This window comes from Nonomuraea sp. NPDC050556 (assembly GCF_044457355.1).
Classification (GTDB): Bacteria; Actinomycetota; Actinomycetes; order Streptosporangiales; family Streptosporangiaceae; genus Nonomuraea.
Map to the genome: position 1 here is coordinate 709,432 of NZ_JBITGU010000002.1, position 25,452 is coordinate 734,883.

Consider the following 25,452-nt stretch of genomic DNA (forward strand, 5'->3'; position numbering starts at 1 on the left):
GAACACCAGGCGCGACCACGGCAGCCTCATCGCCCGCTCCTCGTCAGCACGGTGAAGAACACGTAGGACACGATCTGCACGATGAGGAAGTAGAGCAGCGAGAACGCCCCGGCCGGCCCGAGGTCGAACTGCCCCACCGCGATCTTCGACAGCAGGATGGACAGGAACGAGGTCGCGTTGCCCGGTCCGCCGCCGGTCACGACGAACGGCTCGGTGTAGATCATGAAGCTGTCCATGAACCTGAGCAGGATCGCGATCGTCAGCACCCCGCGCAGCCTGGGCAGCTGGATGTGCCTGAACGTCGCCCACGCCGACGCCCCGTCGATCTGCGCCGCCTGGAAGTAGGGGTCGGGGATCGACCGGAGCCCCGCGTAGGCCAGCAGCGCCACCAGCGGCGTCCAGTGCCAGACGTCCATGACCAGGACGGTGATCCAGGCGTCCGTCGAGTCGAGCGTGTAGTTGAAGTTGATCACGTGGTTGATCGCCCAGCCGCCCAGCCCGATGTCGCCGCGGGCGAAGATCTGCCAGATCGTGCCGACCACGTTCCACGGGATGAGCAGCGGCAGGGCCACGACGACCAGCGCCACCGACACCCAGAAGCCGCGCCGCGGCATGCACACCGCGATCGCCACCCCGAGCGGGATCTCGATCAGCAGGACCTGGGCCGAGAAGAGCAGCGTGCGGACGAACGCGCCGCGCACCTCGGGGTCGCGGGAGATGGACCTGAACCAGTCGAGGCCGACGAAGATGCGGTCGGTGGGACTGAAGATGTCCTGCACCGAGAAGTTCACCACGGTCATCAGCGGGATGACGGCGGTGAAGGCGACCGAGAGCACCACGGGCAGGACGAGCAGCCAGGCGCGGTTGTTCCTCATCCGAGCTCCCCGCATCTGACCTGGTCGCGGAAGAGGAACGCCCTCTCGAAGGCGACCTGCACGGTTTGGCCGGGCGACGGGGTGACGTCGGTGCCGGTCTTGGCGGTCAGAGGGTGTCCGTCGATCTCGGCGTGGACGAGGTGGTGCGACCCCATCCGGTCGACACCCGTGACGGTGGCATGGAGGCCTTTTCCGAGCTTGACGAACTCGGGCCGCACCCCGATGTTGACCGGTCCCGGTTCCAGTCCTGTTATCCGCCCGGCCTCCTGCGCGCCTAACATCACCATTTCTTGCGAAATTTCGGCAGGTAGGAGGTTCATGCCCGGCGAGCCGATGAAGTGGCCGACGAACTCGTGCGCCGGAGACAGGAACAGCTCAGCCGGTTCGCCCGCCTGCACGATCTCGCCGTCCTTGAGCACCACCACCTCGTCGGCGAACGTCAGCGCCTCGGTCTGGTCGTGGGTGACGTAGATCAGCGTGTGCCCGGTGTCGCGGTGGATCTCCTTGAGCTTGCTGCGCAGCGTCCATTTCATCGCCGGGTCGACCACGGTGAGCGGCTCGTCCAGCAGCACGGCCGCCACGTCGGCCCGTACGAGCCCGCGGCCCAGGCAGACGATCTGCTGGCGGCCCGCGTCGAGCCTGCGCGCCCGGAGCTTCAGGTGACCGTCGAGCCCGAGGAGCTCCGACACCTTACGGACCCGCTCGTCGACCTCTTTCTTGGGAAATTTCCGGTTCCTGAGGGGGAAGGCGAGGTTGTCGTAGACCGACATCTGCTCGTACAGCACGGGGAACTGGAAGACCTGCGCGATGTTGCGCCCCGCGGTGGGCACGCCGGTGACCTCGCGGTCGTTCAGGAAGATGCGCCCGACGGTCGGGGTGAGCAGGCCGGAGACGATGTTCAGCAGCGTCGTCTTGCCGCAGCCGCTCGGCCCGAGCAGTGCGTAGGCCCTGGCGCTCTGCCAGGTCCACGTCATCGGCTTGAGCGCCCACGTGGTGCCGCCGTCGTAGCTGTGCCCGACGCCCTCCAGCCTGATCTCAGCCACGCGCCGCTCCCGCCTCGTCGAAGACCAGCAGGTGGGCGGGGTTGATGTAGGCGGTCGTGCGCTCGCCTGGCGTGAACAGCTGGGTGCCCGGCAACTGGGCCACCAGGTGCCTGCCGTCCTCCAGCAGCAGGTGCAGGAACGTGACGCTGCCGGTCACCTCGGCCACCCTGATCTCGGCGGGAAGGACCAGGTCGTCGTCGCCGGTCCGCTCGATGGCGACCTGGTGCGGGCGGACGCCGAGCAGGCCACCCTCCCCCGGCAGCACGTTCAGCGGCGGATCGCTCAGCGCGGCGGCGACGGCCAGCGAGGGCGGCCGGTCGTAGAGCTCGGCCACGTCGCCGACCTGCTGCACCCGCCCCTCCCCCAGCACCACGGTCGGCGCGGCGAACAGGAGCGCCTCGGCCGGGTCGGTCGTGGAGTAGAGCACCATGCCGGGCACGTCGGCGAACATGCCCTTCAGGTCGGCGCGCAGCTGCTCCCTGAGCTTGTAGTCGAGGTTGGCCAGCGGCTCGTCCAGGAGGAGCACGTCCACGGGCCGGGCGAGCGCCCTGGCGATCGCCGTGCGCTGCTGCTGGCCGCCGGACAGCTCGGACGGGCGGCGCGCGAGCAGGTCCTCGATGCCCATGAGCGCGGCGACCTCGCGGACCCTGGAGTCGATCTTCTTCCGGTCATATCCGCGCAGCGGAGAGGCGATGTTCTGGTAGACGGTGAGTGACGGATAGTTGATGAATTGCTGGTAGACGAAGGCGACAGAACGCTTTCGCACCGAAATCGCGGAGACGTCCATTCCATTGACCACGACTCGGCCGGAGGTCGGCGCGGTCAGTCCGGCCACGACCCGCATGAGCGTGGTCTTTCCCGAGGTCAGCGGGCCGATGAGTGTCGTCATTCCGCTGGATAATTCTAGATTTATGTCGTCTAGCCAGGTCTCGCCCTGTTGTCGTACGCAAACGCCGTCGAGAATGAGCGGCACGGCGTACAGCCCTCTCTGCCGGAATGGTGGAGATCCTCCCATCCAACATGAAGGAATTCAGTGGAGCCGTAAATGGTCCCGCTGCGCCTGATACAGGTCCGTGACACTCGGCCTGACTCCCAGATCGGTCTGCAGGTTCTCCAGATCTCCGGCGAAGTCGGCGGGAAGCTCGCTGACCGTGCCGGTGACCCCCTGGACGCCGACGGTGACGCTGCGCGGGGCGACGTCGCCGATCGTGATGGCGTACGGGCTGCCGCTGGTGATCACCACGTTCCAGTGCGCGATCCGCGCGCCGAACAGCGGTCCGGACGCCTGCGACCCGCCGACCCTGCCGTTGTTGACGAGGGTGATGCTGGTCCTGGCGTTCTCGAACGGCATGGCCCGGTGCGTGTCGAAGGTGCCCTCGGCCATCCTCCCGCGCCGCCACACGTTCCCCGCCGACAGCCCCTCCAGGTTCAACCCGTGGTGTACGGCTCCCGCCGGGACGGGCACGGTGAACGCCTCGATCTCGAAGCCGTCGACCAGGTTGTCGTGCGACTGCATGCGGCAGGCGAAGCTGTGGTGCGCCGACCTGCCGCCCACGACGACGTCAGACAGTGTGCACGACTTGGCGGTGGTGAAGCCGAAACCGAGGTCGCAGTTCTCCACCTTCACCTCGCTCGCCCAGCAGTCGTGCGCCGCCTGGAAGCACACGCCGTTGGATCCTGGGTGCTTGTTGTGGGCGGTCATCGCGACGAGCTCGTTGCGCACGGTGAGCTGCTCGACGCCGCTGTCGTGCACCGCAGGGCCGATCTCGCGCAGCCTGGACGGCCAGCTCGGCCGCAGGTCGTAGCGGAGCGGCTGGGCCAGCCGCACCAGGCGGCCCTCGACCGAGGTGATCCGTACCGGCCACTGGAGGGAGGCGTACTGCACGTACTGACCGCCCGATCCGGTGGTGAGCTGCGGGGCCCTGCGCGGCCAGTCGTAGGTCTGGGCGCCGGCCACGTCGCCCGCCAGGTGTTTCAGCAGGCTGGCGTCCGCCGGGTTGTCGCTCTCCAGGACGACCAGGTCGCCCGCCTTGAGCTTGGTGGCGTCGTCCACCAGCAGGGTGTGCTGGCCGCGGGACGCGGCGGCGACGGTCGCGAGGGTGTCGCCGAGCAGCCAGCCCTCGGTGCCCGCGAAGTCCTCGGCCTCCGAGCGGGCCTTGCGCTCCTGGGTGATGAACCAGATCTGGCCGCCGGTCCAGGACCAGCGGCTGTTGCCGGTGGACTGCCTGTTCTGGCGGTAGGAGTCGTCCAGGGGCCGGGTGAAGTGGAGGATCGTCCTGTCCTTGCCCGCGCCGCGCAGGACGACGTTCGACCAGTGGACGAAGACGGGGGCGGTCATCAGGTAGGTGCCCGGGGGGACGATCACGGTGCCGCCGCCGCGCTCGCCCGCGTGCTTGAGTGCGGCGTTGAAGGCGGGGGTGCAGTCGGTGACGCCGTCGGCGCGGGCGCCGAAGTCGGTCACCCTGGCGACCGTCTTGTACCTGGGGGTTCTGGAGCCGAGGCGGTAACCGGCTCTGGCGATGTTCGCGACGAGAGGATGCGTGCCCGGCGCCTCCGCCCACTGCGCGAACAACGCTTCGTCCTTTGTGACACTCGGTGTCTGGGTGTAGCTTGCTGGCCCGGTTTCCGCGCCGGCGGGCGTCGCGCCCAGCGCGGCGGCCGGTAAGGCCGCCGCGGCGCTGCCGATCAGCGTGCGGCGGCTCATCGAGGGGGTCATGACGCTCCTTGTCCGAGGGAGATCCGATCGAGGTCCGGTGCCGCGTCGTGGTCGTTGCCGAGCTTGATGGTGTTCGTCCCCGCCTTGAGGGTCACCGGGAGGCTGACCGTGTACGGCGTGCTGTTGCCTGAGCCGGTCACCTTCACCTCGCCCTGCGGCTCCCCGTTCACCGTCACGGTGTAGGAGCGCTCGCCGTTGACCGTGGCGTCGACGTACAGCGTGTACGTGCCGTCCTGCGGCACCGTGACGTTCTCGAACAGCACGTACGCGTCGGGAGCGCCGCCGAGGTTGCGCACCTTCTGCCCGCCCGAGCAGCGCCCGCAGCCGGTGATGCCCGCGCTGCCCACCTGGTTGGCCGAGTCCTCCGCCTCCCGCATGAACACCCGGTCGGCCGGGCGCAGCCGTACCTGCACCTGCTTCCTGACCTCCTGCTGCCGACTGAGCAACTGGTATCGCGCGACGACCGGGAGGTCCGACGGAGCCTGGACGTTGACCGTCCACGTGCTATCGAGGACCTGGCCCAGGCGCATGGTCGGGGTCGTGGCGGCCCCGAGCGTCACCTGGTCGAGCTGGTCGTCGCTGTCGAGGCGGAAGCGCGCCGACACCGTGATGTCGTGCTCGCCGGGACCGACCCACTGCAGGCCGGACGGCGTGACGGTCATCGTGGTCCTGGGCGTGTAGTCCTGCGGCGGCAGCGGCGAGACGGCGATCCTGTCGACGCCCACGTCACCTGCGATGGTGACCGTGTTGGCCCCCGCACTGAGCTGTACGGCTGTCGCCGTACTGGACAGCACGTCCTTGGCGACCGGCACCTTCTCACCCTGCACGGTCATGACCGTGTCGGCGGCGGCCGAGTAGTCGATCTGCAGGCGGTAGGTGCCCGCTTCAGGCACGGTCACGTTCCTGAAGGTCAGCGGGGCGCGTGCCTGGAAGCCGCCGGAGCAGGACAGGCACGGGATCGGGCGGCCCGCCTCTTCGCCCTCCAGCGGGAGCCGTACCGGGGAGAAGGGGTGGGCGAACACGGTCCTGATCTCGTCGATCAGGAGCTTCCCGTAGAACCTCGGCGCCTGCGGGCCCGCCCACGTGTTGAGCACCTCCAGGCGGATGTGCCTGGTCAGCCGGCCGCCCAGCTCGATGAACCGCACGCCGCGGGCGCTCTGCAGGGCGCCCTCCTTGATGGGTTCGCCCCAGTTCTTGCCGTCGTCGCTGACGTAGACGCGGTAGTCCTTGATCCGCGCGGAGTCCTCCGGCCTGCCGAACGTCTCTCTCGCGTAGGTGGGCGACCACTCGCGCTGGTTGATCGCGAGGGCAGTGACGATCTTGCGCCTGCCCAGGTCGATGGGGATGTCGAAGGTGTCCGTGTCCTTCTTGACCGTGGTGGTGAACGGCTGGCCCGCGGTCTCCACCTGGAAGACGGTGTCGTACGGGTCCCAGTCCGTGATGTTCCTGATCGTGAGGTGGCCGCCCGACTGGGCGAAGGGCTGCGGCCTGCCGGTGCGCAGGTTCTTCACCGCTGTGACCCAGTAGCCGTTGTCGCGCAGCCGTACCTGGTCGATCCTTGGCCTGGTCACGACGTGCACGTACTGGGTTCTCGCGCCCGGTTCTACGGTGATCACGCCGTGGGCGCCGTCGTTCCAGAAGCCGGGCTGCATGCCGCCGTACATGTAGCCGCCGCCCTCGGTGCCCTTGAGCGCCTTGCTGATCGGCGGGACCCAGGTGGACATGAAGGCGTTGAACGCCTCCTGCTGCGGTGGGAACCTGCCGTTGACCATCGGGGTCTCGGCCATCAGGGACTTGATCGAGGATCCGGCGTTGGTGATGTAGCGGCCGGTGCTGAGGCGGGTGTCGACCGGGTGGTCGCCGCCGTCGTACCACCAGTCTCCTGTGGTGGGCAGCTTGTAGTCGGCCTCGACCAGGCGGGGCATCGGGGTCCAGGCGGCTGCCGGGTAGTCGTAGGACGGGGTCATGCCGGTCTTCTGCTCGTTGCTGACCGTGTCCATGATCGGGGTGTCTTCATTGTTGTTGCTCAGCAGCCAGTCGGGGCGCTTCTGCCTGATCTGCTCGTAGAGGTGGTTGTCTTCCCAGTACTCGTTGTCGTTGTCGATCCAGAACCCACCCAAGTCCGGATATTTCTCCATAACCTCGGTGAACAGGTCGTAGCTGTACTGGCCGAACCCTCTTCTGGTGGTCAGGTCGATCTGCTGGCCCTTGTAGGCGGAGTAGGCGGCCGAGTCGAGCGTTTCCACGCCCTGCTCGTTGTGCCACTGGGGGTCGTCGGTCATGTAGAGCAGGATTTTCACGCCTATGGCCTTACCGGCCGCCTGGAGCTCGCCGAGCAGGTCGCGCTGGGTGGCGCAGCTTCCCGGAACCCTGGACGGCCAGGGCCTGGCGTAGCCGAGGCGGCTGTGGAAGGTGGCGAGAACGATGTAGGAGGCGCCGAGCTTGCGCGCCTCGTCCACCCAGTAGTCGGCGCTCCAGCCGCCCTCGGTGACGTCGCGCTCCCACTGGGCGCAGTCGAGGTGCTTGGGCGCCGTGAACATGCCCCAGTGCAGGAACAGTCCTGCGGTGGACTTGCGTAGCCACTCCTGGCGCGGATGCTCCACCTCGGCGGCGGAAGCACCGATGAATCCACATATGAGGACAACCACTAAACCTGCACATACCCATATCCGACGCACCATGCTGGCGGCTCCCTGGGTAGATCACAACCTCAGAGATCCGATGATTACAACGGTCGTCAAGCCGGTCAAGACCCAGATATTCTTCCTTGGGGTTCTAGGTTGTGGAGGGTTGGGCGATGGCGCGTGCGGGGTTGACGGCCGAGCGGGTGACGCGGGCTGCGGCGGAGCTGGCTGACGAGGTGGGGTTCGAGAACATCACCGTGTCGGCGCTGGCCCGGCGGTTCGGCGTCAAGGACGCGAGCCTGTATTCGCACGTCAGGAACCTTCAGGACCTGCGGGACCGGGTGACCGTGCTGGCGGCTTTGGAGCAGGGGGAGCTGGTCACCGACGCGGTGGCGGGGCGGTCGGGGTTCGATGCTCTCACGGCTTTCGCGGGGGCCTACCGTGCTTACGCGCTGGCGCATCCGGGGCGGTACACGGCCACCCACGTGCAGATCTCCCCTGACCTCATCGCGGCCACCCCGGGGATCGCCCGCGGCGGGCAGACCGTGTACGCGCTGCTCCAGGGCTATGGGCTGGCGGAGCCGGACATCACGGACGCGGTGCGCCTGCTGCGGAGCACTTTCCACGGCTTCGTGACGCTGGAGGCGGTGGGCGGCTTCGGCGCTCCCCGCGACCTGGACACGTCGTGGTCCCGCATCCTGACCGCCCTCGACCACACCCTGACCACCTGGAACTCCCCCTCCTGACCCTCGGGTTCTCGAAGAAGCCGCGCGAGGTGCGCCGTGACGGCGGGCGGGCCGCGCGGCCGGTGACCGTCCCCCTGGAATGCCCCCGGCCACCTACGGCGGAAGGCGCATCCCCCGGCCCCGCCGTACCCCACAAGACCTTCAAAAGACCCCGGCCACGTGCGGCGGGGCAGGAATGGAAGCACCCCAGCCACCTACGGAGGGCAGAGGGTAAACGGTTTGTGGGATTGTCGGCGCGGCGTGGCATAGTGGCGCAGGTGAATGGGGTTTTGATCGGGCGCTCAGCCGAGCTAGGCCGCCTGGTCGGCGTGCTCGAAGCCGCCGCCACCGGCACCGCCGGCGTGGCGCTCGTCGGCGGCGACGCGGGCATCGGCAAGACCCGCCTGATCACCGAGCTGGTCGCCGAAGCCCGCGAGCGCGGCTTCAACGTCATGGTCGGCCAGTGCGCCGAGCTCGGCGACGCCCTCCCCTACCTCCCCCTCGCCGACGCCCTCCGCACCCCCTCCCTCCGCGCCGCCCTCGCCAGCCGCCCCCTCCTCGAACAGCTCCTCCCCGGCGAGCAGGCCAGCGGCGTCTCCTCGGGCCTGGCCCAGCAACGCCTGTTCGGCTCGCTGCTCGGCCTGCTGTCCGAGGTCCAGCCCGTCCTGTTCGTCATCGAGGACCTCCACTGGGCCGACCGCTCCACCCGCGACCTGCTCGTCTTCCTCAGCCGCATGCTGCAGTCCGAGCAGGTCTGCGTCGTCGGCACCTACCGCACCGACGACCTGCACAGGCGCCACCCGCTCCGCCCGGTCCTCGCCGAGCTGCAACGCCTGCCCGCCGTCACCGCCGTCGACGTGCGCCCGCTCCCCTCCGGCGACATGTCCACCTATGTCGCCAGCCTCGGCCAGGCCGACGCCCAAGTGCTCGACCAGGTCGTCTCCCGCGCCGAAGGCAACCCCTTCTACGCCGAGGAGCTGTTCGCGGCAGCCTCGGCCGGCGAGAGCCTGCCCGACGGGCTGGCCAGCCTGCTGATGTCCAGGGTCGAGGTGCTGTCCGAGCCAGGCCAGCAGGTGCTCCGCGCCGCAGCCGTCGCCGGCCGCCGCGTCGAGGACGAGCTGCTCCGCCAGGTCTCCGGCCTCCCCCTCGCCGCCTTCGAGGAGGCCGTCCGCGAGATCGTCTCCCACGGCCTGCTCAGGGTCGACGGGTACGGCTACGCGTTCCGTCACGCCCTGCTCCAGGAAGCCGTCTACAACGACCTGCTGCCCGGCGAGCGCACCAGGCTCCACTCCGCCTTCGCCACGCTCCTCACCCTCCCGGCCGAGCTCGCCCACCACCACCTGGCCAGCCACAACCTGGCCGGCGCGCTGACCGCCTCCGCAGAAGCGGGCCGCCTGGCCGAGCGCCTCGGCGCGCCGGCCGAGGCCCACCGCCACTACGACCAGGTGCTCAGCCTCTGGGACCAGGTCGAGGAGCCGGAACGGCTGGCCGGCGAGAGCTGGTCCGAGCTGGCCAGGCGCAGCGCCGTCATGGCCGCCGACAGCGGCGACAACCACCGCGCCGTCGTCCAGCTGCGCGCCATCGAGCCGTCGGCCGTCGTCTACGAACGGCTCGCCTACTACCTCTTCGAGCTCGACCAGCGCGACGCCGCCATCGCCGCGGCCGAGTCCGCCGTCGCGTCGGCCAGCGACCCGCAGACCCATGCCAGGGCCCTGGCCACCTACGCCCGCACCCTCCACTGGACGCCCAGACACTGCGAGGTGCAGCCGCTCGCCCGCGAGGCGCTCGAAGCGGCCCGCGCCTCAGGCGCCCGCGACGCCGAGGTGAGCGCGCTGGTCACGCTGGCGACCTCCACCGAGCTGCGCGGCGAGTACGACGAGGCGCTGCGCCTGTTCGAGGCGGCGTCCGGCATCGTCACCGGCAACCTCGCCATGGACCTGCGCGCCACCTTCCAGCACTCCAGGATCCACTACGAGCAGGGCAATCTCCTCAAGGCCGCCGACATCGCCGACCGCGGCATCACCGTGGCCTACGAGGCCGGGCTCAACTGGAGCACCTACGGCACCGACCTGCGCTTCCTCCGCTTCCTGATCCACTACGTGGCCGGCGAGTGGGACGAGGCGCAGGCCGTGGCCGCCGGGTTCGGCGCCCGCGTGGGCACCATCCCGGAGGCCACGCTGTCCAGCTTCGCGCTGTTCATCGAGGTCGCCAGGGGCCTGCCCGCCGTGGAGCCGCGCCTCGACTGGCTGCGCCCCTTCTGGAGCGACGGCCTGGTCACCTACATGTCCCGCGGCATGGCCGCGGAACACGCCCTCTGGAACGGCGAAGCCGCCCGCGCCCTAGACCACATCGACGCCGTCCTGGCCGTGCTCGACCCGGGCGATCCCGGCGCGATCCGCATCGCGGCGACCGGGCTGTGGGCGCTGGCCGAGCTGGGCCGTACCGACCGCGCCGACGAGCTCCTCGCCCTGGCCCGCTCCTCGGTGGCCAACGGTCCCGTGGGCGAGCGCGGCCCGATGGGCCTGGAGGGCCAGGCGTGGGCGCTGCGCGTCGAGGCCGAATACCAGCGGGTGCAGGGCAAGACGGACGTGGCGCTGTGGGAGCGCGTCGTGACCGCGTTCGACTACGGCTTCGTCTACGAGGTGGCCCGCGCGCGATGGCGCCTCGCCGAGGCGCAGCTCGCCGCCGGGGCTCGGGAGGCGGCGCAGGAGTCGTGGTCCCAGGCCTCAGCCGCGTCCGCCACGCTGGGCGCCGCACCCCTGTCCGCCGCCCTGGCCGACTTCGGCAGGCGCGCCCGCTTCACCGTCGCCGCCCCGGCCGCCGTACGCTCCACCCTGACCGCCCGCGAGGTCGAGGTGCTCCGCCTGGTGGCCGAGGGTCTGCAGAACCGCGAGATCGGCGAACGCCTGTTCATCGCCAACAAGACCGTGAGCGTCCACGTGTCCAACATCCTCGGCAAACTGGACGTCTCCACCCGCACCCAGGCAGCCGCGGAAGCCCGCCGCCTGGGCCTCATCTAGAACCTGAGACCCCAACCGGACAAGTCCACGGACACGACGGCCGAGTGCGTGCACACTTGCAGGCGGGCCATCGTGCGCCCCTTTCCCGCGTCGCTTGCCGGTGTCGCGAAGGACAGTCACGCACGATGGCCCGCCACTACCGTCCAGCGCGCTGGGTGGCCAGATCCCGCACGATGCGAATGAGCTCCGCCGGATCGAACGGCTTGGTCAGATAGGCGTCGACCCCGAGCCCGAGGCCGCGTTTCCTGTCGTCCTCCTGCGCCCGCGCAGTGATCAGCAGGACCTTGATGTGCGTGGTCGCCTCATCGGTACGCAGCCTGGTGGCGGTCTCCCAGCCGTCGAGATGCGGCATCATCACATCGAGCGTGACGACGTCCGGCATGACGTCCAGGACCCTGTCGAGGCAGTCCTGCCCGTCGGTCGCCGTGGCGACCTCGAACCCCTCTAGGGTCAGATTGACCGCGATGAGCTGCCGGATGACCTCGTCGTCATCCACAACCAGAACCCTGCCCAGTGCCTCGCCCACGGCCGCAAAGCTAACTCGTGGGGAGGGGGTCACGTGCGGTTTTCGATGGATGTGTGCTGGGAGCTTTATCGTGGTGACGAGTGGTGGGCAGGAACTGATATCGTTATCCCTCGTTGAGCCCCCTTAGCTCAGGGGATAGAGCACCGGCCTCCGGAGCCGGGAGCGCAAGTTCGAATCTTGCAGGGGGCACCGAGAACAAGGGAACGGTTCATGATCGCCGATCCGCCTTCGGGCGGGTCGGCGATTTCCTTTGTGAGAGCCTGGATCATGGGCAGTTGGTCCTCCTTGATGGTGACGCGGACGAGCACGTCATGGGTGGCGTACCTGTAGCGGACCTGCAGGTGGAAGGCGTCGAAGACCTTCCGGAGCAGCTCCTCGTCAAGCTGGTGAAGGTTCACCGACAGCAGGGGGAGATCGTCCAGTAGCTCAGGACTATCCGCCGGCTCGCTGCGGCGCTGGATGCAGGACTGCAGTTCCTCGGTCTTGGCCTTGCGCTGGCGGGCCACCTCGCCGAAGCGGTGCTGGAGACGGTCCCGGAACTCGCGATCGACCTCTCGGTCTCCGCTGGGTTCGTACTCTTCGATCTGGGTCAGCAGGTTGCTTTGACACCTGTCCAGATCGGCGATTTCGGCCGTGAGACGGTCGACCGCTCCAGCGATCACCGGGCGTAGAGAACTCCATGATCATTTAAGCCTGTACCTGTCTCGTACCCGGCGCCACCATTCGCCCGTCGGTCGCAGCCTGTCTTTAGCCTCCGTCAGCGTCGTCCGGCACGGACGGAGGTTGTGACGGCGTCACACCAGCGGTTACTTGAGATCGAGGACGGCTTTGCCGTGGAGGCGACGGTCGAGCAGAACCTTGACTGCCTCGGAGTGGCGAGTCCAGGGGCCGCGCCAGCTGATGCCCGGATCGAGGCCGCCTGCGGCGATCTCTCCGGCCAGCCAGGTCAGATCCGCAGAGAAGTCAGTGGTGGGGTCGCCGAAGAGGAAGAAGGTGCGGATCGACCGGTCGTGCCGTCCTTCGGTGCCCAGCAGGGCATCCGGTGACAGCACCGCGTCGGCCTCGGAGGAGCGGCCTACGCTGATGAGCGTACCGCCGGCCGACAGGGAGGCGAAGGCGTCAACGAGGTGCTGTCCGCCGACGTTGTCAAGAACGGCCGACACGGGCTGCTGCACGGCGGCTGGCTCGGGGTGGATCTCGTGGGCGCCCAGGGCTCGCAGCCCGTCCGCTTGAGCGGTGCTCCGGCTGATGGCAACGACGTGCGCGCCGGCGCGGGCGGCCAACTGGACGGCGTAACGGCCGACGCCGCCGGAAGCACCGGTGACCATCACGCGGCGACCGAGCAGCGATCCCATCTGACGTAGCACGTGCAGGGCGCTCAGCCCGGCCACGGGAACGGTGCTCAACACGCCGGGATCGGCGTCCTTCGGCGCGGTGCCGAGCAGGGCGGCGGGTACGGCCCGCAACTCGGCCCAGCCGGCCTCCCCTCCAAGGGTGACGACCCTCTCTCCCTCGGCCGGACCGGAACCGTCGGCGGCCGCCTGGACGACCACGCCAGCCGCGTCCCATCCGAGCACGGTGCCGTCCGGCATCTCCGGACGGGTGGCCCCATGGACCTCACCGAAGTTCAGCGAGACCGCCTCGACCCGCACGAGCGCCTCGTGGGCGGCGGGTGCCGGGGCAGGGACGTCCGTCAGCGACAAGTGTCCAGGTGAGGTGTGATCCACGACGAGTGCACGCACAGGAAGATTCCCCTTCATAAAGTGCCACAGTGTGGCGTTTGCTCTATTAGAGCATATGCGTGGTCTCGGCGGACTTGGTACAGTGATGGTGATGATGACCCTTGAACAGCCCGTCACCCTGCGCGAACGCAAAAAGCTGCGTACGCGCCAGGCACTGATCGACACCGCCATCACGCTCTTCGGCGAACGCGGATTCGACAACACTCCGCTGGACGCGCTGCTGGAGCAGGTGGAGGTGTCCCGGCGGACCTTCTTCCGCAACTTCCACTCCAAGGACGACGTGGCACTCACCGCCGTCAAGCAGCTCTGGGACATCTACCTGGAAGTCTTGGACGGCATCGAGAAGTCCGGGCCGCTGGCCGATGTCTTCCTCGCTGCCATGCTGACCACCCTGGAGCGCATGGACGAGGACTGGTACCGGCGCTTCCCGCTCACGCTCCGGCTGATCGCCGACTCGCCCGCACTCGACGGGTACACGCTGCGGCACTGCGCCGAAGTCCAAGCCGAGATCGCATGCAGACTTGATGCACAAAACCGTCTCGAACTGCGGCTCCTCATCGAATTCTTCGTGGCCACCTGGCGCTGCGCTCTGGACGAATGGCTGCCCGACTGCACACCGGGCGAACTGCCCGCGCTCTTGCGCCGGGCCTGCTCAACCATGAACTCCGCCCTCAGCCTGGAGGCATGAGCTCGTTCTGTGCCCCCTGGCCTCGAATAGGGCCCGGACGTGCTTATCCACGGGGAAGAGCAGCAGCGCCGTGGACTTCTACCCATACCTCGCCGCCGCCTTCGTCACGCTCCGCATGCTCACCCGACGCTCGACGACCCGCTATCGCTGAGACCACCGCCCCACCACTCGACGCCTGACACGCTTTCCGTGGCGCACTGACAGCGTCCTCGTCGGCATCCCTATGCCCCAGAAATGTCCAGGGCTGTGCCGTACAGACGCTTGACGCGCAGCCTGATCACCACGCGGCCCTCCTCGACCAGTTGCCGCAGGAAGGCGGCCTCCTCGGCCGGGTCCCGGAAGCCCGGGGTGAGGGCCAGCAGTTCCCTGCCGGTGGCGTCGCCCGGCTCGGCGGTCACCTCCGACACCTCCGCATCGCCCTCGGCCACGGCGAAGGACCAGATGTCGGGCCCGTTCACGTGCAGGGAGACGTGCGGGTTGTTGCGCACCTGGCGGGCTTTGAGTCGTTCGGCGGTGGTGGAGACCCGGATGATCCGCTCGATCGGGTCCCAGCCGTACATCACGGTCGACATGTGCGGGTGGCCACTGCGCTTGACGGTGGCCAGCACGCCGAACTGCTGGCCGGCGAGCAGTTCGCTGAGTTCCTGGTCGGTGAGGATGCGGGGCTCGGCGGGCTTGGTCATGTGAATCAGTCCTATACGGGTTCGAGGGGCTGCTGGCGGGTGGTGTCGGTCTTGGGGAGGCGCAGGATGAGGAGGGTGAGTGTCAGCCAGGGTGATTGAGCTGACATGGTGGCTCTCCTGACTCCTTTGGAGACGGGAGAGACCATAGCAGATAGTTTTGTTGTAGACGATCCGCTATGGACCTACTTGCGCCTTCTGGCTGGCCCGTACTACTTGCTGAGTCTCGACTGAAGCGACCAGATGCCCCGCCACCAGCCGGTTTATCGCCCCGGCAAACGCCTCGCGCTCCTTGGCTCCTGGCGACCGTCCGTCCCGGCTGATCGCGATGCCCCGCGAAGTCCTCCTGCCGGGCGTTTCACAGACGGTCACCTGTGAACACGACAAGCCCGCTCGCGCCACGCCGATCGGGCAGGTGCGGATCGGGTACGCCCCGCGTCTACCGTCCGCCAGGCGCTGGACACCAAAACCAGCCCTCCGCTCCCGAACGTGACCCAGCCCCAAGTAGGCGATCACCGGCCGGGCCGTGCGTGCAGAGAAGCAGGTCGACCAGGAGCGGACCGAGCGCGCCGCGCTGGCCGCCCGGGTGGAGCGGCTGCAGGGCGGTCCAAGGCGCAGCAGTGATCCCCGGAGGGCCAGATACCCACCCTCCAGGACCACCCGCGAAGAGAGGACGGGCCTGGATCGAGACGTGGTTGTGGGCGCTGGTCGGGGCGCCCCGGACTCCGTGGGGATCGGAGTCCACGTCCAGGGCACGTATGGACGAAGCTGCGGTGCCGCTTGGCCGACCGCTCGGCGGCCTCGGCCAGCAGCGCATCGTCAGGCAGCCCGATGACGGAACGGACGTGCTGGGTTACCGCGGCCGGGACATCCGTCAGTTTGGGGAAGTAGCCCAATCGCTTCTATGCCTTCAACCACACCAGCAACGCCCCCGGCTGGGAGACCAAGGCCCGCGACACCGTCGCCAACCTTCGTTTCGACGCTGGACGACACCCCGACGACCCCCAACTGGCCATCCTGGTCGGCCAACTGTCCCTGCGCTGCGCCGACTTCCGCCGCCTATGGGCCGACCACAACATCCCCGAAAAGGCCCACGGTCGCAAACGCTTCGTCCACCTCTGACTCGGCGAGCTACGTGGCCATGCGTGCTCTCGGCGATCCCGAAATGACCCTGATGATCTACAGCCCCCGCCGGTTCCGACGCTGCGGCGTCTCTCCACCTCCTCGCCAGCCTCACCGCCTCCACCGCGGGCCACAGTCGATCTTCAGACCCAGCGCAGCCTCTGAACTCCCAGAGCTCCACACCAACAACGGCGTTCTAGGAGCCCGCAATGCCGACTGGTCGTCTGCGGAGGGAATCCGGCCACGAAGTGCGAAGAAATGGGCCGCAACTGCGGAGCAGCGGGCCATCTACATCGCGCCCTGCTCCCTCCTGCTGACCGCCACGGCCGTCACCTCCGCGACACACAGCCTCCGCCCGGCCTCGGCGAGGCGCTGTTCCTCCCGACCGACACCCTGCACCGGCAGGTCGTATCCGGCCAGCGTGGGTGATGACCACCTACATCGCCACCCAGTACCTTCTGGCCTCAAGCCAGGAGTCACGCGACGAGCAGCAGCGCGCTGATCGCCAGCATCACCACCGCCGTAGCGCCGTGGACGCCGTAGGCGGCCCTCCTGGGTCCGTTGCTGCGCAGCACGATCACCGCGTCGCCGACCGGGATGGCGCTGGCGGCCAGCATGACCCACCCCAGCAGATGGGTCGTCCCGCCGATCAGGACGACGAGGATGAGCACCCCCGCCGCGATGTCGCGTAGGCCCTTGACCGACAGCCAGGCGTGAAAGCTCCGGCCCTCGGCCGGTGTGCCGGGAATGCCGAAGCCGACCGCCGTCTGCGGCGCCCAGAAGAAGCTGCTGCCCATGAGGATGACGGCGGCGGCGACCAGTCCGGCGAGCAGGGTGGCGATGGTGCTGAGCATGGTGAGTCATCCTTTCGATCCCGGACCGGTTCGCGTCCGGTCCGGGGTGGTGTGGTGGTTTCTGAAGCCGGTAGTTCAGGCTTCCTGATGCGCGGCTTGGAGGTGGGTGGCCAGGAACCGGCCCGCCCGCTCCAGGGCCGCTGAAGCCTCGGGCGAGCTGTCGTCGAGCTGGAACACGTGCGGCTGACGCGGAACCACTTCCAGCGTTACCTCGACCTCGTCGGCTCCGGCGCGCCCGGCCAGCCGTACGGCATCGTCAAGCAGGAGCTCGCTTGATCCGACCTGAATCAGCAGGGGCGGCAGCCCGGCGAGGTCGCCGAAGATCGGGCTGAGCTCGGGCGCGGATCTGTCACCGCCGTTGGCGTACTGCTCGAAGAGCCACTCGAGAGCGGCCGGGACGAAGATCGGATCCACCCCGTCCTTGGACCGCATGCTCGCTCCGCTGAGCGTCAGGTCGACCGCCGGGGAGAACAGGACGGCCGCCGCAGGCATGGGCAGACCCGCGTCTCTGGCGCGCATCATGGTGACGACCACCAGCCCGGCGCCGGCCGAATCGCCCGCGATCACCAGTCGCCGGGGATCGACGCCGGAGTCAAGCAGTTCGCGGTAGGCCGCCAGGCAGTCGTCGGGAGCCGCCGGGTAGGCGTGCTCGGGTGCCAGCCGGTAGTCCAGCGAGAGCGCCCGGCCGTCCAGATGCCGCAGCAGCGCGGCGGTGAGGTGGGCGTTGACGCGCGCCGACCCGACCACGAAACCGCCCCCGTGGAAATACAGCAGCACGTCCGCACCAGGCGCAGCTTTCCGCAGTTCCAGCGCCGGCTGCCCGCCCAGGGTCGTCACCGACGAGGCGACATCCTTGTGCAGGGGCCGGGTGAACAGGGCGGCGAACTGCTCACGTTGTTCGGCGACGTTCGACATCAATCCTCCAGATATGGTGAAGCAGCCTGACAGTCAGGCAACCTTACCGCCCCGCGGCCTGATATCGTCAAGCCGCCTGACGAAAGGGGACCGGCACACGATGACGACGCGATCAGGACAGGCGCCCAGGCTCCCTCTGTCCGCCCTGCTCACACAGGCCAGGGACCTGGCCCTTGAAGGGCTGCACCAGTGGCTGAGAACGGAGGGGTTCGAGTCGATCCGGTACGTCCACGGCTCGGTCTTCCGCTACATCGACCCCGAAGGCTCACGGCTGACCACGCTCGCCGAACGCGCCGGGCTCACCAAGCAGGCGATCGCCGAATTCGTCGACGACCTGGAGAATCACGGCTACCTGGAGCGGGTGGCCGACCCGGGAGACCGGCGCGCGAAGATCATCAGACTGACCGATCGAGGCCGGATGGCCCAGCTCGCGGCCGGCCGGTTCTTCGCCGACGTCGAGCAGCGGTGGGCACGGCACGTCGGCGAAGAGCAGGTCGCCGTGCTGCGACACACGCTGGAACAGGTCATCGCCCTCGAAACCGCGCCGACCTCGTCGTAGAGGCTCAGCAGTCCAGCAGGTCGAGGAAGGCGGTCGCCGCCGGAGTGCGTCCGGCGCCGCTCCAGATGAGGTACGCGACGCGCATACGGAGAGGTTCCCGGGGAGGTCTGATCGAAGCATGACCTAATGGGTCCGGCCAGCGTCCTGCACCTGCAGCGGAGGGCATCTCCAAGTGCGAGGTGTCGCGAATCCGCGCCGACCTGGACGAGGAAGTCGCCGCCTTCCGGGACCGGTCGCTGGGCGGGCAGGCATACCTGTATCTGTTCCTGGATGCCAACTACTGCAAAGCCTGCATCAACCGCAGGGTGGTCTCCAGGCGGTCATCATCGCCACCAGTGTCACCGCGGATGGCCGCCGGGAGATCGGGATTCTGCGTGGGTGACAGCGAGGACGGCGCGTCCGTTCCGATGGCGTCGCCGTACTGCTTATTGAGGCGGGAGCGGAGCAGGGGCAGCAGCCCGAATGCCCGGACCTCCTTGGCCTCTTCGCGTCCGGTCAGGACGCCCAGCAGGTAGCCGCGCGCCAGCGTGTTCTCCAGCAGGGCCAATCGCAATGCGAACTCGCCGCGGCGTCGGCGCGAGGCGACCCGTAGGGCGGGCAGGATCGCCAGGGCGATGACGGGGAGCAGCCACCAGGCCAGCGTCGCCATGACCAACGCCGCCGCCACCACAGTCAGCTGGGCGCTCACCGCTCCGTCCAGTACGGCCAGCAGCATGCCCAGGTGGGTTCGGGCCGCCGACACGCCTCGTTGGAGCCGGTCGTGGAAGGCTGGGTTCTCTATCTCGATGAGGTCGGCCGTGGCGGCGACCTCGACGACCTGCCCAGTGGCGAGCTGTTCGGTCTTGAGCCGCAGGCCATACTCGACGGTCGACCGGATCACGCCCAGCACCATCGTCAGCAGCGCGACCCCGGCCATCACCCCCAACGACCAGGCCACGCAATGCATTCGCCCCTTTACGGCCCTGCCGAGGTACGACTACACAAATTGACGGTTCGGGGCGTCATGTCGATCCCGAACGCGGCAGCGTGCGACCTTCTTGGACGCATGGAAAGAGATCCGATACTCGCTCACCGCTGATCGCTTGCTTCAGTACGCACAATGGGGAGCCCTCTACATGGGCGCAGAAAACTCTGTATATACCAACCCAGATCGACAAACTCGGGCATATGCACGATAGTGCGATACTCCAACAATGGAATCAATGAGACGCTCCGCCGTTCTTCGTGGAACAACACGTTCGCGAACGTAGTCCCATCGGGCAGGCAGGTCGTGATACCCACTGCATCGCCGGCCTCATATGAAGTGCGCATGTCTTGTCTAATGTCGGCCAAGCTGTCGCGAGGGAGGTCCTTCCAATCATAGTCCGTCATGTACCAAATTGCGGTCTCTTCGCGAAAGAATTTCCAGCCTGCATCGGCGAGTCAGTCGAGGATCTCCTCGAAGTCTACTTCGCTGTTGAAGTCCAGGCTGATGGCCACATCATGGCTCATAGTCTCAAACCCATTCACTTTTGAAGATGGTTCCGACAATGATCGCTCGCCCGGATTCCTTCAGGCGAGCGATCTGAAATCTCTTGCTACTCACGATCTTGGCAGGAGGTCATCTCGGGAAGTCGCAATGACTGAGCACCCAATGCGACTCACCGGCCCGCGAGGTCACACTGCCGTTACCCCAGCTGGCCCCTTAGGCGTTGTTGCAGTCCGCGGTTCGATCCGGCGGTTGATTCCCTTCTTGGTCAACCACTTCTTGATCTCCTCCGGGATGGGCTTCTCCGAGATGATCTCAAACTTGGCATTGTTCTCCCTGGCGTACTTCACCGCCTCACCCATCTTGTCTTTGAAGCGCGCCATCTCCTTGGGAATGTTCGTCAGCCTGTCCCAGAATGATCCCGACTTAGCTTCATACCAGACCTCGGCGTCTCCCTCGAAGCGCTTACCATCGAATTGACGCTTACCCATCTTGAAGCCGCCTTCATGGCCATCCTTATCTCAAGGAATCGTCGGCCGGGAAGCCGTTCGCATCAGCCCGGAGATGCTCGTGGATATCACGATAAGCCGCTCGGCCTTGGACATCATCCGGCGAAACAATCCCATGCTCATCCGCGACCTCATAGCCGATGACAAGGCAATCCAGACTCTTGTGGCCATCAAGCTTCGCCGAGCTCAGGTCGATCGGTTCAGGCGTCTCCTCAACGACGACAGCTTCTTCGACAGCGAAGCCGTCCGACTGAAAACTCAGCGGAAAGAGGATGTCTGGCAGGGGTTCTTCGAAGACAACCCATGGATTCTGGGCGCGATGAGCCCCGGACAGCTCTTCACCTCCTGGGATCGTGAGCGCCTCGAAAAGATCGCGGCGGGAGCCTTCGCCGACGTACCCGGCAAGCGGGCGGATGCGCTGATGCGGACCTCCGGCATCATGTCCTCGCTCGTCTTCGTAGAGCTGAAGACCCATCTGACCCCCCTCGTGGAGAACAGGGAATACCGAAGCGGCTGCTTCGCACCTTCGCGCGAACTCGCTGGAGGCGTGACTCAAGCCCAAGGGACTGTCCACCTCGCGGCCAACGCCATACGCGAGCGCTACGCAGACCTTGCCTCGGACGGCTCGGAGATACCAGGACAGTTCACCTATCTCATCCAGCCTCGATCGTTCCTGATCATCGGAAGCCTCGATCAGCTGAAGGGTGAACAGGGCGGGGACCACACGCACAAGGTTCGATCTTTCGAGCTCTTCCGTCGACAACTCCACGGGCTCGAGGTCATCACCTTCGACGAACTCCTCGCCCGGGTCGAGTGGACAGTCGCCATGGACGAAGAACACTGACGGCATCGGGTGGAGCGATCCACACTAGATCAGCTCAACTCCCCGGCTAGCCCGGCCTTCTTGACCAGACGCCCCCATCGGTGCGAGCGCTCGAAGGTTTGGGCGATTACTACGCCATTGGGGAGATCGCTGCCGACGCGATTGGCTTGAGCCCACTGCCAGGCTTGCCGCTGAAGTTCCCGATCTCCTGTCGACGACGCCTGAATACTGACCCCCTCCGGGCGGATGAAATTTGACCCCCTTCACTCTCTGGAGGGTGATCAAGGTGGAGGACTGGGCGGAGATCCGTCGGCTGCATCGGGCCGAGGGGATGCCCATCAAGGCGATCTCCAGGCGTCTGGGCATCGCGCGGAACACGGTCCGCAAGGCGTTGGCGGCGGCGGAGCCGCCGAAGTACGAGCGTCAGAGCAAGGGGTCGATCGTGGACGCGGTCGAGCCGCAGATGCGCGAGTTACTGAGGGAGTTCCCGCAGATGCCCGCGACGGTGATCGCTGAGCGGATCGGGTGGAAGCGGTCGATGACCGTTTTGAAGGCCCGCGTCCGGGTGCTGCGGCCGGAGTATCAGCCGACCGATCCAGCCTCGCGGACGACCTATCTGCCGGGCGAGCTCGCCCAGTGCGACCTGTGGTTTCCTCCGGCCAGGGTCCCGGTCGGCGGGACCTCGCGGACGAACCTGCCGGTCCTGGTGATGGTCTCGGGGTATTCACGCTGGTTGATGGCGCAGATGCTGCCGTCGCGGGCTGCGGGTGACTTGTTCGCCGGGATGTGGGCGCTCCTGGCGCTGCTCGGGGCGGTCCCCAAGACGCTGGTCTGGGATAACGAGTCCGCGGTCGGCGGGTGGCGGCAGAGCAAGCCCGCGCCGACCCGGGACGCGACCGCGTTCGCCGGGAGTCTGGGGGTTCGGATTCTGCAGTGCCGGCCGGCGATCCCGAAGCCAAGGGCCTGGTCGAGCGGGCGAACGGCTATCTGGAGACGTCGTTCCTTCCTGGCCGCGCCTTCGCCGGGCCCGATGATTTCAACGCCCAGCTGGCGGACTGGTTGGTGCGCGCGAACCAGCGGCAGCACCGCCGGATCGAGTGCCGCCCCGTCGACCGGCTGCCGGCGGATCTGGCCGCGATGGTCGACCTGCCACCGGTGGCGCCGCTGGTCGGCTGGCGGACCTCGACCAGGCTGGCGCGTGACCATTACGTCCGGATCGCTTCCAGAGGGCAGGCCCGCCGTGGGCTGCGGGCCTGCCCTCTTCGTTCAACGACGCCGCTTGCGGTGGCTACCGCTCCACCGCGAGGGGCTTCCGTGTGACGCTGTCCACCACCACGCGTTCACCCAGCGGCGCCTTCAGCCGGAGCGGTATCGGATGCGGGTACCCCGTCAGCATCTCGTACGTAGGTTCCTCCCACGGCCACGGCCTGTCGCAGACGTCCTGCTCCACGAGAACCCCGACGACGACCTGGGTGGACGATTCCTTCACCGAGGTGTCGGCAACCCGCTCGCACTGCTCAGGATTCGACGCCGGACGGGTGAACATGACCGTCGCGGTCAGCAGCCGCCCGTCAGGCGACAGTGTCACCTTCTTGACCTGCTGCCATTCCGACGTGCTGCATCCCGCCGCGCCCAGCGCGACGCACGCCACAGCCAGCGCTCTCCCTACCAAACCGGTCCTGAACGAGGCCACGAGTTCGATCCGCCCTACTTGCGCTTCATGACGTCGCCACCGTAGGCCTGCTTCACTGTGGTGATGTCGGTGAAAGCCAGCCAGCAGTCGGTCAGGCTGGACGTACCGCTGCTCACGAGCCCCTTCGCGACCACCGACCCATCGGACTGGAAGGTGTAGAGGGGCCCACCGGAGTCGCCGGCATCGAGGCACTCCGACGCGTGGGTGGCGCCGATCGCGTTGTCCAGCAGCCCTCCGACGGTCTTGAAGTAGTCGTTGGATTGCAGAACCTTCCACGAGCAGTGCTGCCCGTAGTACCGGCCGCCGGCGCAGAACAGATCACCCGGGATCGACCGTCTCGACCAGCTTCGCTTCACAGGCCGCTTCGTCCGCGACGTCTGATCACCGATGAAGACGGAGGCCGTCGGCTGGATTGGAGCGTTCGTTGTCACCAGCGCCGAGTCGCCCTGGGCCTCGTTCTTTCCGGGCAGGATCACCGTGCCTGTCCCTTCGGTCCAGGTTGTCAGCACCCGCTTGCCGTACTCACGATAACTGTCCGGCTTGCCGGAAAAGAGCACACCTGTGCTGTCGCCGGTCGGCAGGCAATGCCCGGCCGTCACCAGCCGCCTTCCCGCGGGAAGCGACCAGGCGAACCCCATCGTGCACTCAAGGCCCGCCTTGGTGTCGAACGCCCCTCCGCCGTTGATGTAGGCGTCGTTGTCGTCCGCCCGGCTGTCTGTTCCCGCCAGGTTTCCCAACACCGACGCGTTGGGGTCCAACCTGAGCACCACGCTGTCGACGCCGTACCGCTGTGCCAGGGCCAGTCGCAGCTCGGGCGAGACCGCCCTGGCCGTGATCAGCACCTTGTTCCGCTCCGGCCACGGCCGCGCCGAGACGAGCCCATCCGCGCCGGGCAACTGCGCGCTCGTCAGCCGCAGCACCTCACGCATGATCGTCACGTGCTTGCTGTAGCTTGACGTCACGTCGGGCACCTGAGGGTTGAAGCTGTACAACTCCGTCGGCCCAGTCGGGCCCTCGCCATCCTCATCAGTGTCGCCGTCGGAGTATTCGCCGGGGATCGTCCAGTCCGTGCCGCCGTAGCCGAGGTAGGCCGTCCCTGCCAGCGCGGCGGACCCGATCGGACGGCCGTCAGCTGTGGCGGCGGGTACGATCACCTGGCCGCTGACCATGTCCACGTACGGGTCGGCGAGTTTGTCCCCGTTGGCCGCCGCCCGGTCGAAGGCGGCGCTCAATGCGTGTGCCTGCGGTTCGGCCATCTGCACCACATCCTGACCCCAGGTGGCCGGAGCCTGGATCACCTCGACCCCGTCCGGTCCGGCCGGGTTCACCACCACCGGCTCACCACCAGGCGAGAACGTCGCCGTCAGCTTCGGCGGGTCGTTGAAGTCGCTGTCCTCAGACGACGGGTAGACCCGGTAGTTCCGCACCGCCCGCTCCGCCGGCGACATCAGCACGAGCCCGTAGTTGCCGACATCGGCAGCCCACTGCTTGGCCACGGCTGTGATGTCCCAGCTCATCGGGGCCGGCGCGCCTCGCCGAAGCTCCCGGACTCGGCATCCCCGTCGTGATTCTGCCTGCCGTCAACGACGCATTCGCATCACGAGCACCTTTCCAACGCAGCGTCGAAAGCCTGCGAGCCGAAGGCATCCCCGTCCTACTCGGCCCCGGCCAATTCGAGCCACACCCACTCGGTTCCGGCGGCGACAACCTAGAGAGCTACCCCTGGGAACTGGCCGTCAAAGAGATCGGGCTACGACGCCCCCGCTGAGCGGAAGCGCTCATTTTCGCTGCCGAGTTGTTCTCATTGATATCAAGCGGCGGCGCGGCGCGCCGCCGTATGCCCCGCGTCAGCGCTACCGCGCCACGCTGCGGCCTGGGGGCCGGTCACGGCGCGGGCACGCGCGCGGGGCATCGCCGCACGGCCAACCGCCGTACCCACGATCCCCGACGACCTGGGCGCCACGCCGCCGCACACAGACGGTCATTCCGCCACCGGCCCCCACCGCTGCGCGGCCCTTTGGGTGCTCCGCACGGGCGCCGGCCGCTCCACTCGCGACATCCAGGAAAGCCGCTGCAAGCATGCCTCCGGCGGGGAACTTCGTCGGTCTCCGGCTCCGGTGGGGTCAAGGCTCATGATGGCTAGATGAGGTCTAGGCGAACAGCTTCCCGTAGGCCTTCTTGGGTGTCATAGACCTCGAAGAGGTATCGCGCATACTTCGGAAAAGTGAATAGAGGTCAACGAATCGCTGCCGGTCCGCCTCATAGTCACGGACAAACAAGCCGACGTTCCGCCACCTCTTAAAGGTTTCCTGAAACAGATACTGATTTACTTCCTGGGTGACAGTACGGCATATCATTGCTGCTTCGTGAACACGGGCAAGGTCGATATTCAAAGTAAATCTACTGCCGGCACTAGGCAGTCCCAGAGCGACTGCATTCCCAGTTCCAATGTTGCCATGCGCGTGGACTGCTGCATGTCGCAGATGGCACAATGCGTCGTATTTTTCTAGTGCAGTCTTGAGCGGCCCCGTTTGAGCAAGATCAATGTCGGTAACCTTCTTGACAACTCTCTTGATCTCCGATGCGCCGGCCAAACTGGTCCCATCAAACAGCCCAAGGGCAACATCCTCTGATTCGTAGTAGTGAATGCTGCCAAAGGGAACGACTTGGGAACTTGCATGTTCCTTGCAGAGGGGACAGAGATTTACGAGGCCAGCCAGTACAGTCCGGAAGAAGGTCTCTGTTGCCCCCACATGCCCCAGAAGCAGGAGTCGACCTAGGATGGAATGCTCTTTGAGCAGGCCCGGCTTGCCCACGAGTGTCATCGACTCGGCTGCATCATAATAGTCGTCAATAGGCGCCTTACGACT

20 protein-coding genes, 1 tRNA gene and 3 pseudogenes are annotated in these 25,452 nt (G+C 67.2%); 10 read left to right on the forward strand and 14 right to left on the reverse strand.

All coding sequences use genetic code 11. From position 1 onward, the window contains the following. Positions 1-26 precede the first annotated feature (26 nt). The 5 genes from ACIBG8_RS21475 to ACIBG8_RS21495 are packed head-to-tail and all read right to left on the reverse strand — an operon-like array spanning position 27 to position 7,282. Positions 27-875 carry a carbohydrate ABC transporter permease gene (locus ACIBG8_RS21475; protein ID WP_397344629.1) on the reverse strand — a complete coding sequence of 283 codons (849 nt, stop codon included), beginning with the start codon at positions 873-875 and terminating at the stop codon, positions 27-29. Continuing rightward, entirely contained in the window at positions 872-1,918 is a 1,047-nt protein-coding gene (locus tag ACIBG8_RS21480; protein WP_397344630.1) for an ABC transporter ATP-binding protein, read from the reverse strand. The genes ACIBG8_RS21475 and ACIBG8_RS21480 overlap by 4 nt, the downstream gene beginning before the upstream one ends. Beyond that, the gene (locus tag ACIBG8_RS21485) at positions 1,911-2,933 is read right to left on the reverse strand and encodes an ABC transporter ATP-binding protein (RefSeq protein WP_397344631.1); all 1,023 of its coding nucleotides are present in this window, start codon (positions 2,931-2,933) and stop codon (positions 1,911-1,913) included. Before ACIBG8_RS21485 ends, ACIBG8_RS21480 begins: the two co-directional genes overlap by 8 nt. Positions 2,934-2,948: 15 nt before the next feature. Beyond that, on the reverse strand, positions 2,949-4,634 hold the full coding sequence (locus ACIBG8_RS21490; RefSeq protein ID WP_397344632.1) for a glycosyl hydrolase family 28-related protein: 1,686 nt from the start codon (positions 4,632-4,634) through the stop codon (positions 2,949-2,951). Continuing rightward, positions 4,631-7,282, reverse strand: coding sequence for a CBM35 domain-containing protein (locus tag ACIBG8_RS21495; protein WP_397344633.1), 2,652 nt, complete (start codon positions 7,280-7,282; stop codon positions 4,631-4,633). Before ACIBG8_RS21495 ends, ACIBG8_RS21490 begins: the two co-directional genes overlap by 4 nt. 149 nt (positions 7,283-7,431) lie before the next feature. On the opposite strand from ACIBG8_RS21495, the gene ACIBG8_RS21500 reads away from it, so the two are divergent. Beyond that, positions 7,432-8,004 carry a TetR/AcrR family transcriptional regulator gene (locus tag ACIBG8_RS21500; protein WP_397344634.1) on the forward strand — a complete coding sequence of 191 codons (573 nt, stop codon included), beginning with the start codon at positions 7,432-7,434 and terminating at the stop codon, positions 8,002-8,004. A 257-nt stretch (positions 8,005-8,261) separates the two neighbouring features. Then, on the forward strand, positions 8,262-11,003 hold the full coding sequence (locus tag ACIBG8_RS21505) for an AAA family ATPase (protein ID WP_397344635.1): 2,742 nt from the start codon (positions 8,262-8,264) through the stop codon (positions 11,001-11,003). Between the two features lie 136 nt (positions 11,004-11,139). On the opposite strand, the gene ACIBG8_RS21510 is transcribed toward ACIBG8_RS21505, so the two are convergent. After that, complete coding sequence (locus ACIBG8_RS21510; RefSeq protein ID WP_397344636.1) at positions 11,140-11,529, reverse strand: response regulator transcription factor; 390 nt, start codon at positions 11,527-11,529, stop codon at positions 11,140-11,142. 117 nt (positions 11,530-11,646) lie between these two features. Here ACIBG8_RS21510 and ACIBG8_RS21515 point away from each other — a divergent pair. Next, positions 11,647-11,718: transfer RNA gene (locus ACIBG8_RS21515), tRNA-Arg, on the forward strand. Positions 11,719-11,804: 86 nt separating this feature from the next. Beyond that, positions 11,805-11,954 carry a hypothetical protein gene (locus tag ACIBG8_RS21520; protein WP_397344637.1) on the forward strand — a complete coding sequence of 50 codons (150 nt, stop codon included), beginning with the start codon at positions 11,805-11,807 and terminating at the stop codon, positions 11,952-11,954. A gap of 381 nt (positions 11,955-12,335) precedes the next feature. On the opposite strand, the gene ACIBG8_RS21525 is transcribed toward ACIBG8_RS21520, so the two are convergent. Next, positions 12,336-13,232: a zinc-binding dehydrogenase gene (locus ACIBG8_RS21525; RefSeq protein WP_397344638.1), complete on the reverse strand. Its 897-nt coding sequence runs from the start codon at positions 13,230-13,232 to the stop codon at positions 12,336-12,338. Positions 13,233-13,362: 130 nt separating this feature from the next. Here ACIBG8_RS21525 and ACIBG8_RS21530 point away from each other — a divergent pair, with 130 nt between their 5' ends. Further along, positions 13,363-13,959, forward strand: a complete 597-nt coding sequence (locus ACIBG8_RS21530) for a TetR/AcrR family transcriptional regulator (RefSeq protein ID WP_397344639.1) — start codon at positions 13,363-13,365, stop codon at positions 13,957-13,959. Positions 13,960-14,180: 221 nt separating this feature from the next. Here the strand turns inward: ACIBG8_RS21530 and ACIBG8_RS21535 are convergent, their stop codons facing one another. Then, positions 14,181-14,642 (reverse strand): PPOX class F420-dependent oxidoreductase, encoded by a 462-nt coding sequence (locus ACIBG8_RS21535; RefSeq protein ID WP_397344640.1) that lies wholly within the window; start codon positions 14,640-14,642, stop codon positions 14,181-14,183. A 939-nt stretch (positions 14,643-15,581) separates the two neighbouring features. Here ACIBG8_RS21535 and ACIBG8_RS21540 point away from each other — a divergent pair. Continuing rightward, positions 15,582-15,761: pseudogene (locus tag ACIBG8_RS21540) on the forward strand (transcriptional regulator); the annotation flags it as partial. A 476-nt stretch (positions 15,762-16,237) separates the two neighbouring features. Here ACIBG8_RS21540 and ACIBG8_RS21545 read toward each other — a convergent pair. Then, positions 16,238-16,615 (reverse strand): DUF4267 domain-containing protein, encoded by a 378-nt coding sequence (locus tag ACIBG8_RS21545; RefSeq protein WP_397344641.1) that lies wholly within the window; start codon positions 16,613-16,615, stop codon positions 16,238-16,240. Positions 16,616-16,690: 75 nt separating this feature from the next. Next, on the reverse strand, positions 16,691-17,530 hold the full coding sequence (locus tag ACIBG8_RS21550) for an alpha/beta hydrolase (RefSeq protein WP_397344642.1): 840 nt from the start codon (positions 17,528-17,530) through the stop codon (positions 16,691-16,693). A 100-nt stretch (positions 17,531-17,630) separates the two neighbouring features. On the opposite strand from ACIBG8_RS21550, the gene ACIBG8_RS21555 reads away from it, so the two are divergent. Beyond that, positions 17,631-18,089 carry a MarR family winged helix-turn-helix transcriptional regulator gene (locus tag ACIBG8_RS21555; RefSeq protein WP_397344643.1) on the forward strand — a complete coding sequence of 153 codons (459 nt, stop codon included), beginning with the start codon at positions 17,631-17,633 and terminating at the stop codon, positions 18,087-18,089. Between the two features lie 161 nt (positions 18,090-18,250). Then, positions 18,251-18,487: pseudogene (locus ACIBG8_RS21560) on the forward strand (transposase); the annotation flags it as partial. Positions 18,488-19,745: 1,258 nt separating this feature from the next. Here the strand turns inward: ACIBG8_RS21560 and ACIBG8_RS21565 are convergent. Then, on the reverse strand, positions 19,746-20,048 hold the full coding sequence (locus ACIBG8_RS21565) for a hypothetical protein (protein ID WP_397344644.1): 303 nt from the start codon (positions 20,046-20,048) through the stop codon (positions 19,746-19,748). Positions 20,049-20,121: 73 nt separating this feature from the next. On the opposite strand from ACIBG8_RS21565, the gene ACIBG8_RS21570 reads away from it, so the two are divergent. Continuing rightward, positions 20,122-20,910 carry a Shedu immune nuclease family protein gene (locus tag ACIBG8_RS21570; RefSeq protein ID WP_397344645.1) on the forward strand — a complete coding sequence of 263 codons (789 nt, stop codon included), beginning with the start codon at positions 20,122-20,124 and terminating at the stop codon, positions 20,908-20,910. Between the two features lie 256 nt (positions 20,911-21,166). Next, positions 21,167-22,113, forward strand: a pseudogene (istA, locus tag ACIBG8_RS21575) (IS21 family transposase); the annotation flags it as partial. 64 nt (positions 22,114-22,177) lie between these two features. On the opposite strand, the gene ACIBG8_RS21580 reads toward istA, so the two are convergent. The 3 genes from ACIBG8_RS21580 to ACIBG8_RS21590 form a co-directional block, all read right to left on the reverse strand. Beyond that, entirely contained in the window at positions 22,178-22,540 is a 363-nt protein-coding gene (locus tag ACIBG8_RS21580) for a hypothetical protein (RefSeq protein WP_397344646.1), read from the reverse strand. 56 nt (positions 22,541-22,596) lie between these two features. After that, positions 22,597-24,099 carry a trypsin-like serine protease gene (locus tag ACIBG8_RS21585; RefSeq protein WP_397344647.1) on the reverse strand — a complete coding sequence of 501 codons (1,503 nt, stop codon included), beginning with the start codon at positions 24,097-24,099 and terminating at the stop codon, positions 22,597-22,599. Between the two features lie 633 nt (positions 24,100-24,732). After that, positions 24,733-25,407 carry a hypothetical protein gene (locus ACIBG8_RS21590; RefSeq protein WP_397344648.1) on the reverse strand — a complete coding sequence of 225 codons (675 nt, stop codon included), beginning with the start codon at positions 25,405-25,407 and terminating at the stop codon, positions 24,733-24,735. Positions 25,408-25,452 lie beyond the last annotated feature (45 nt).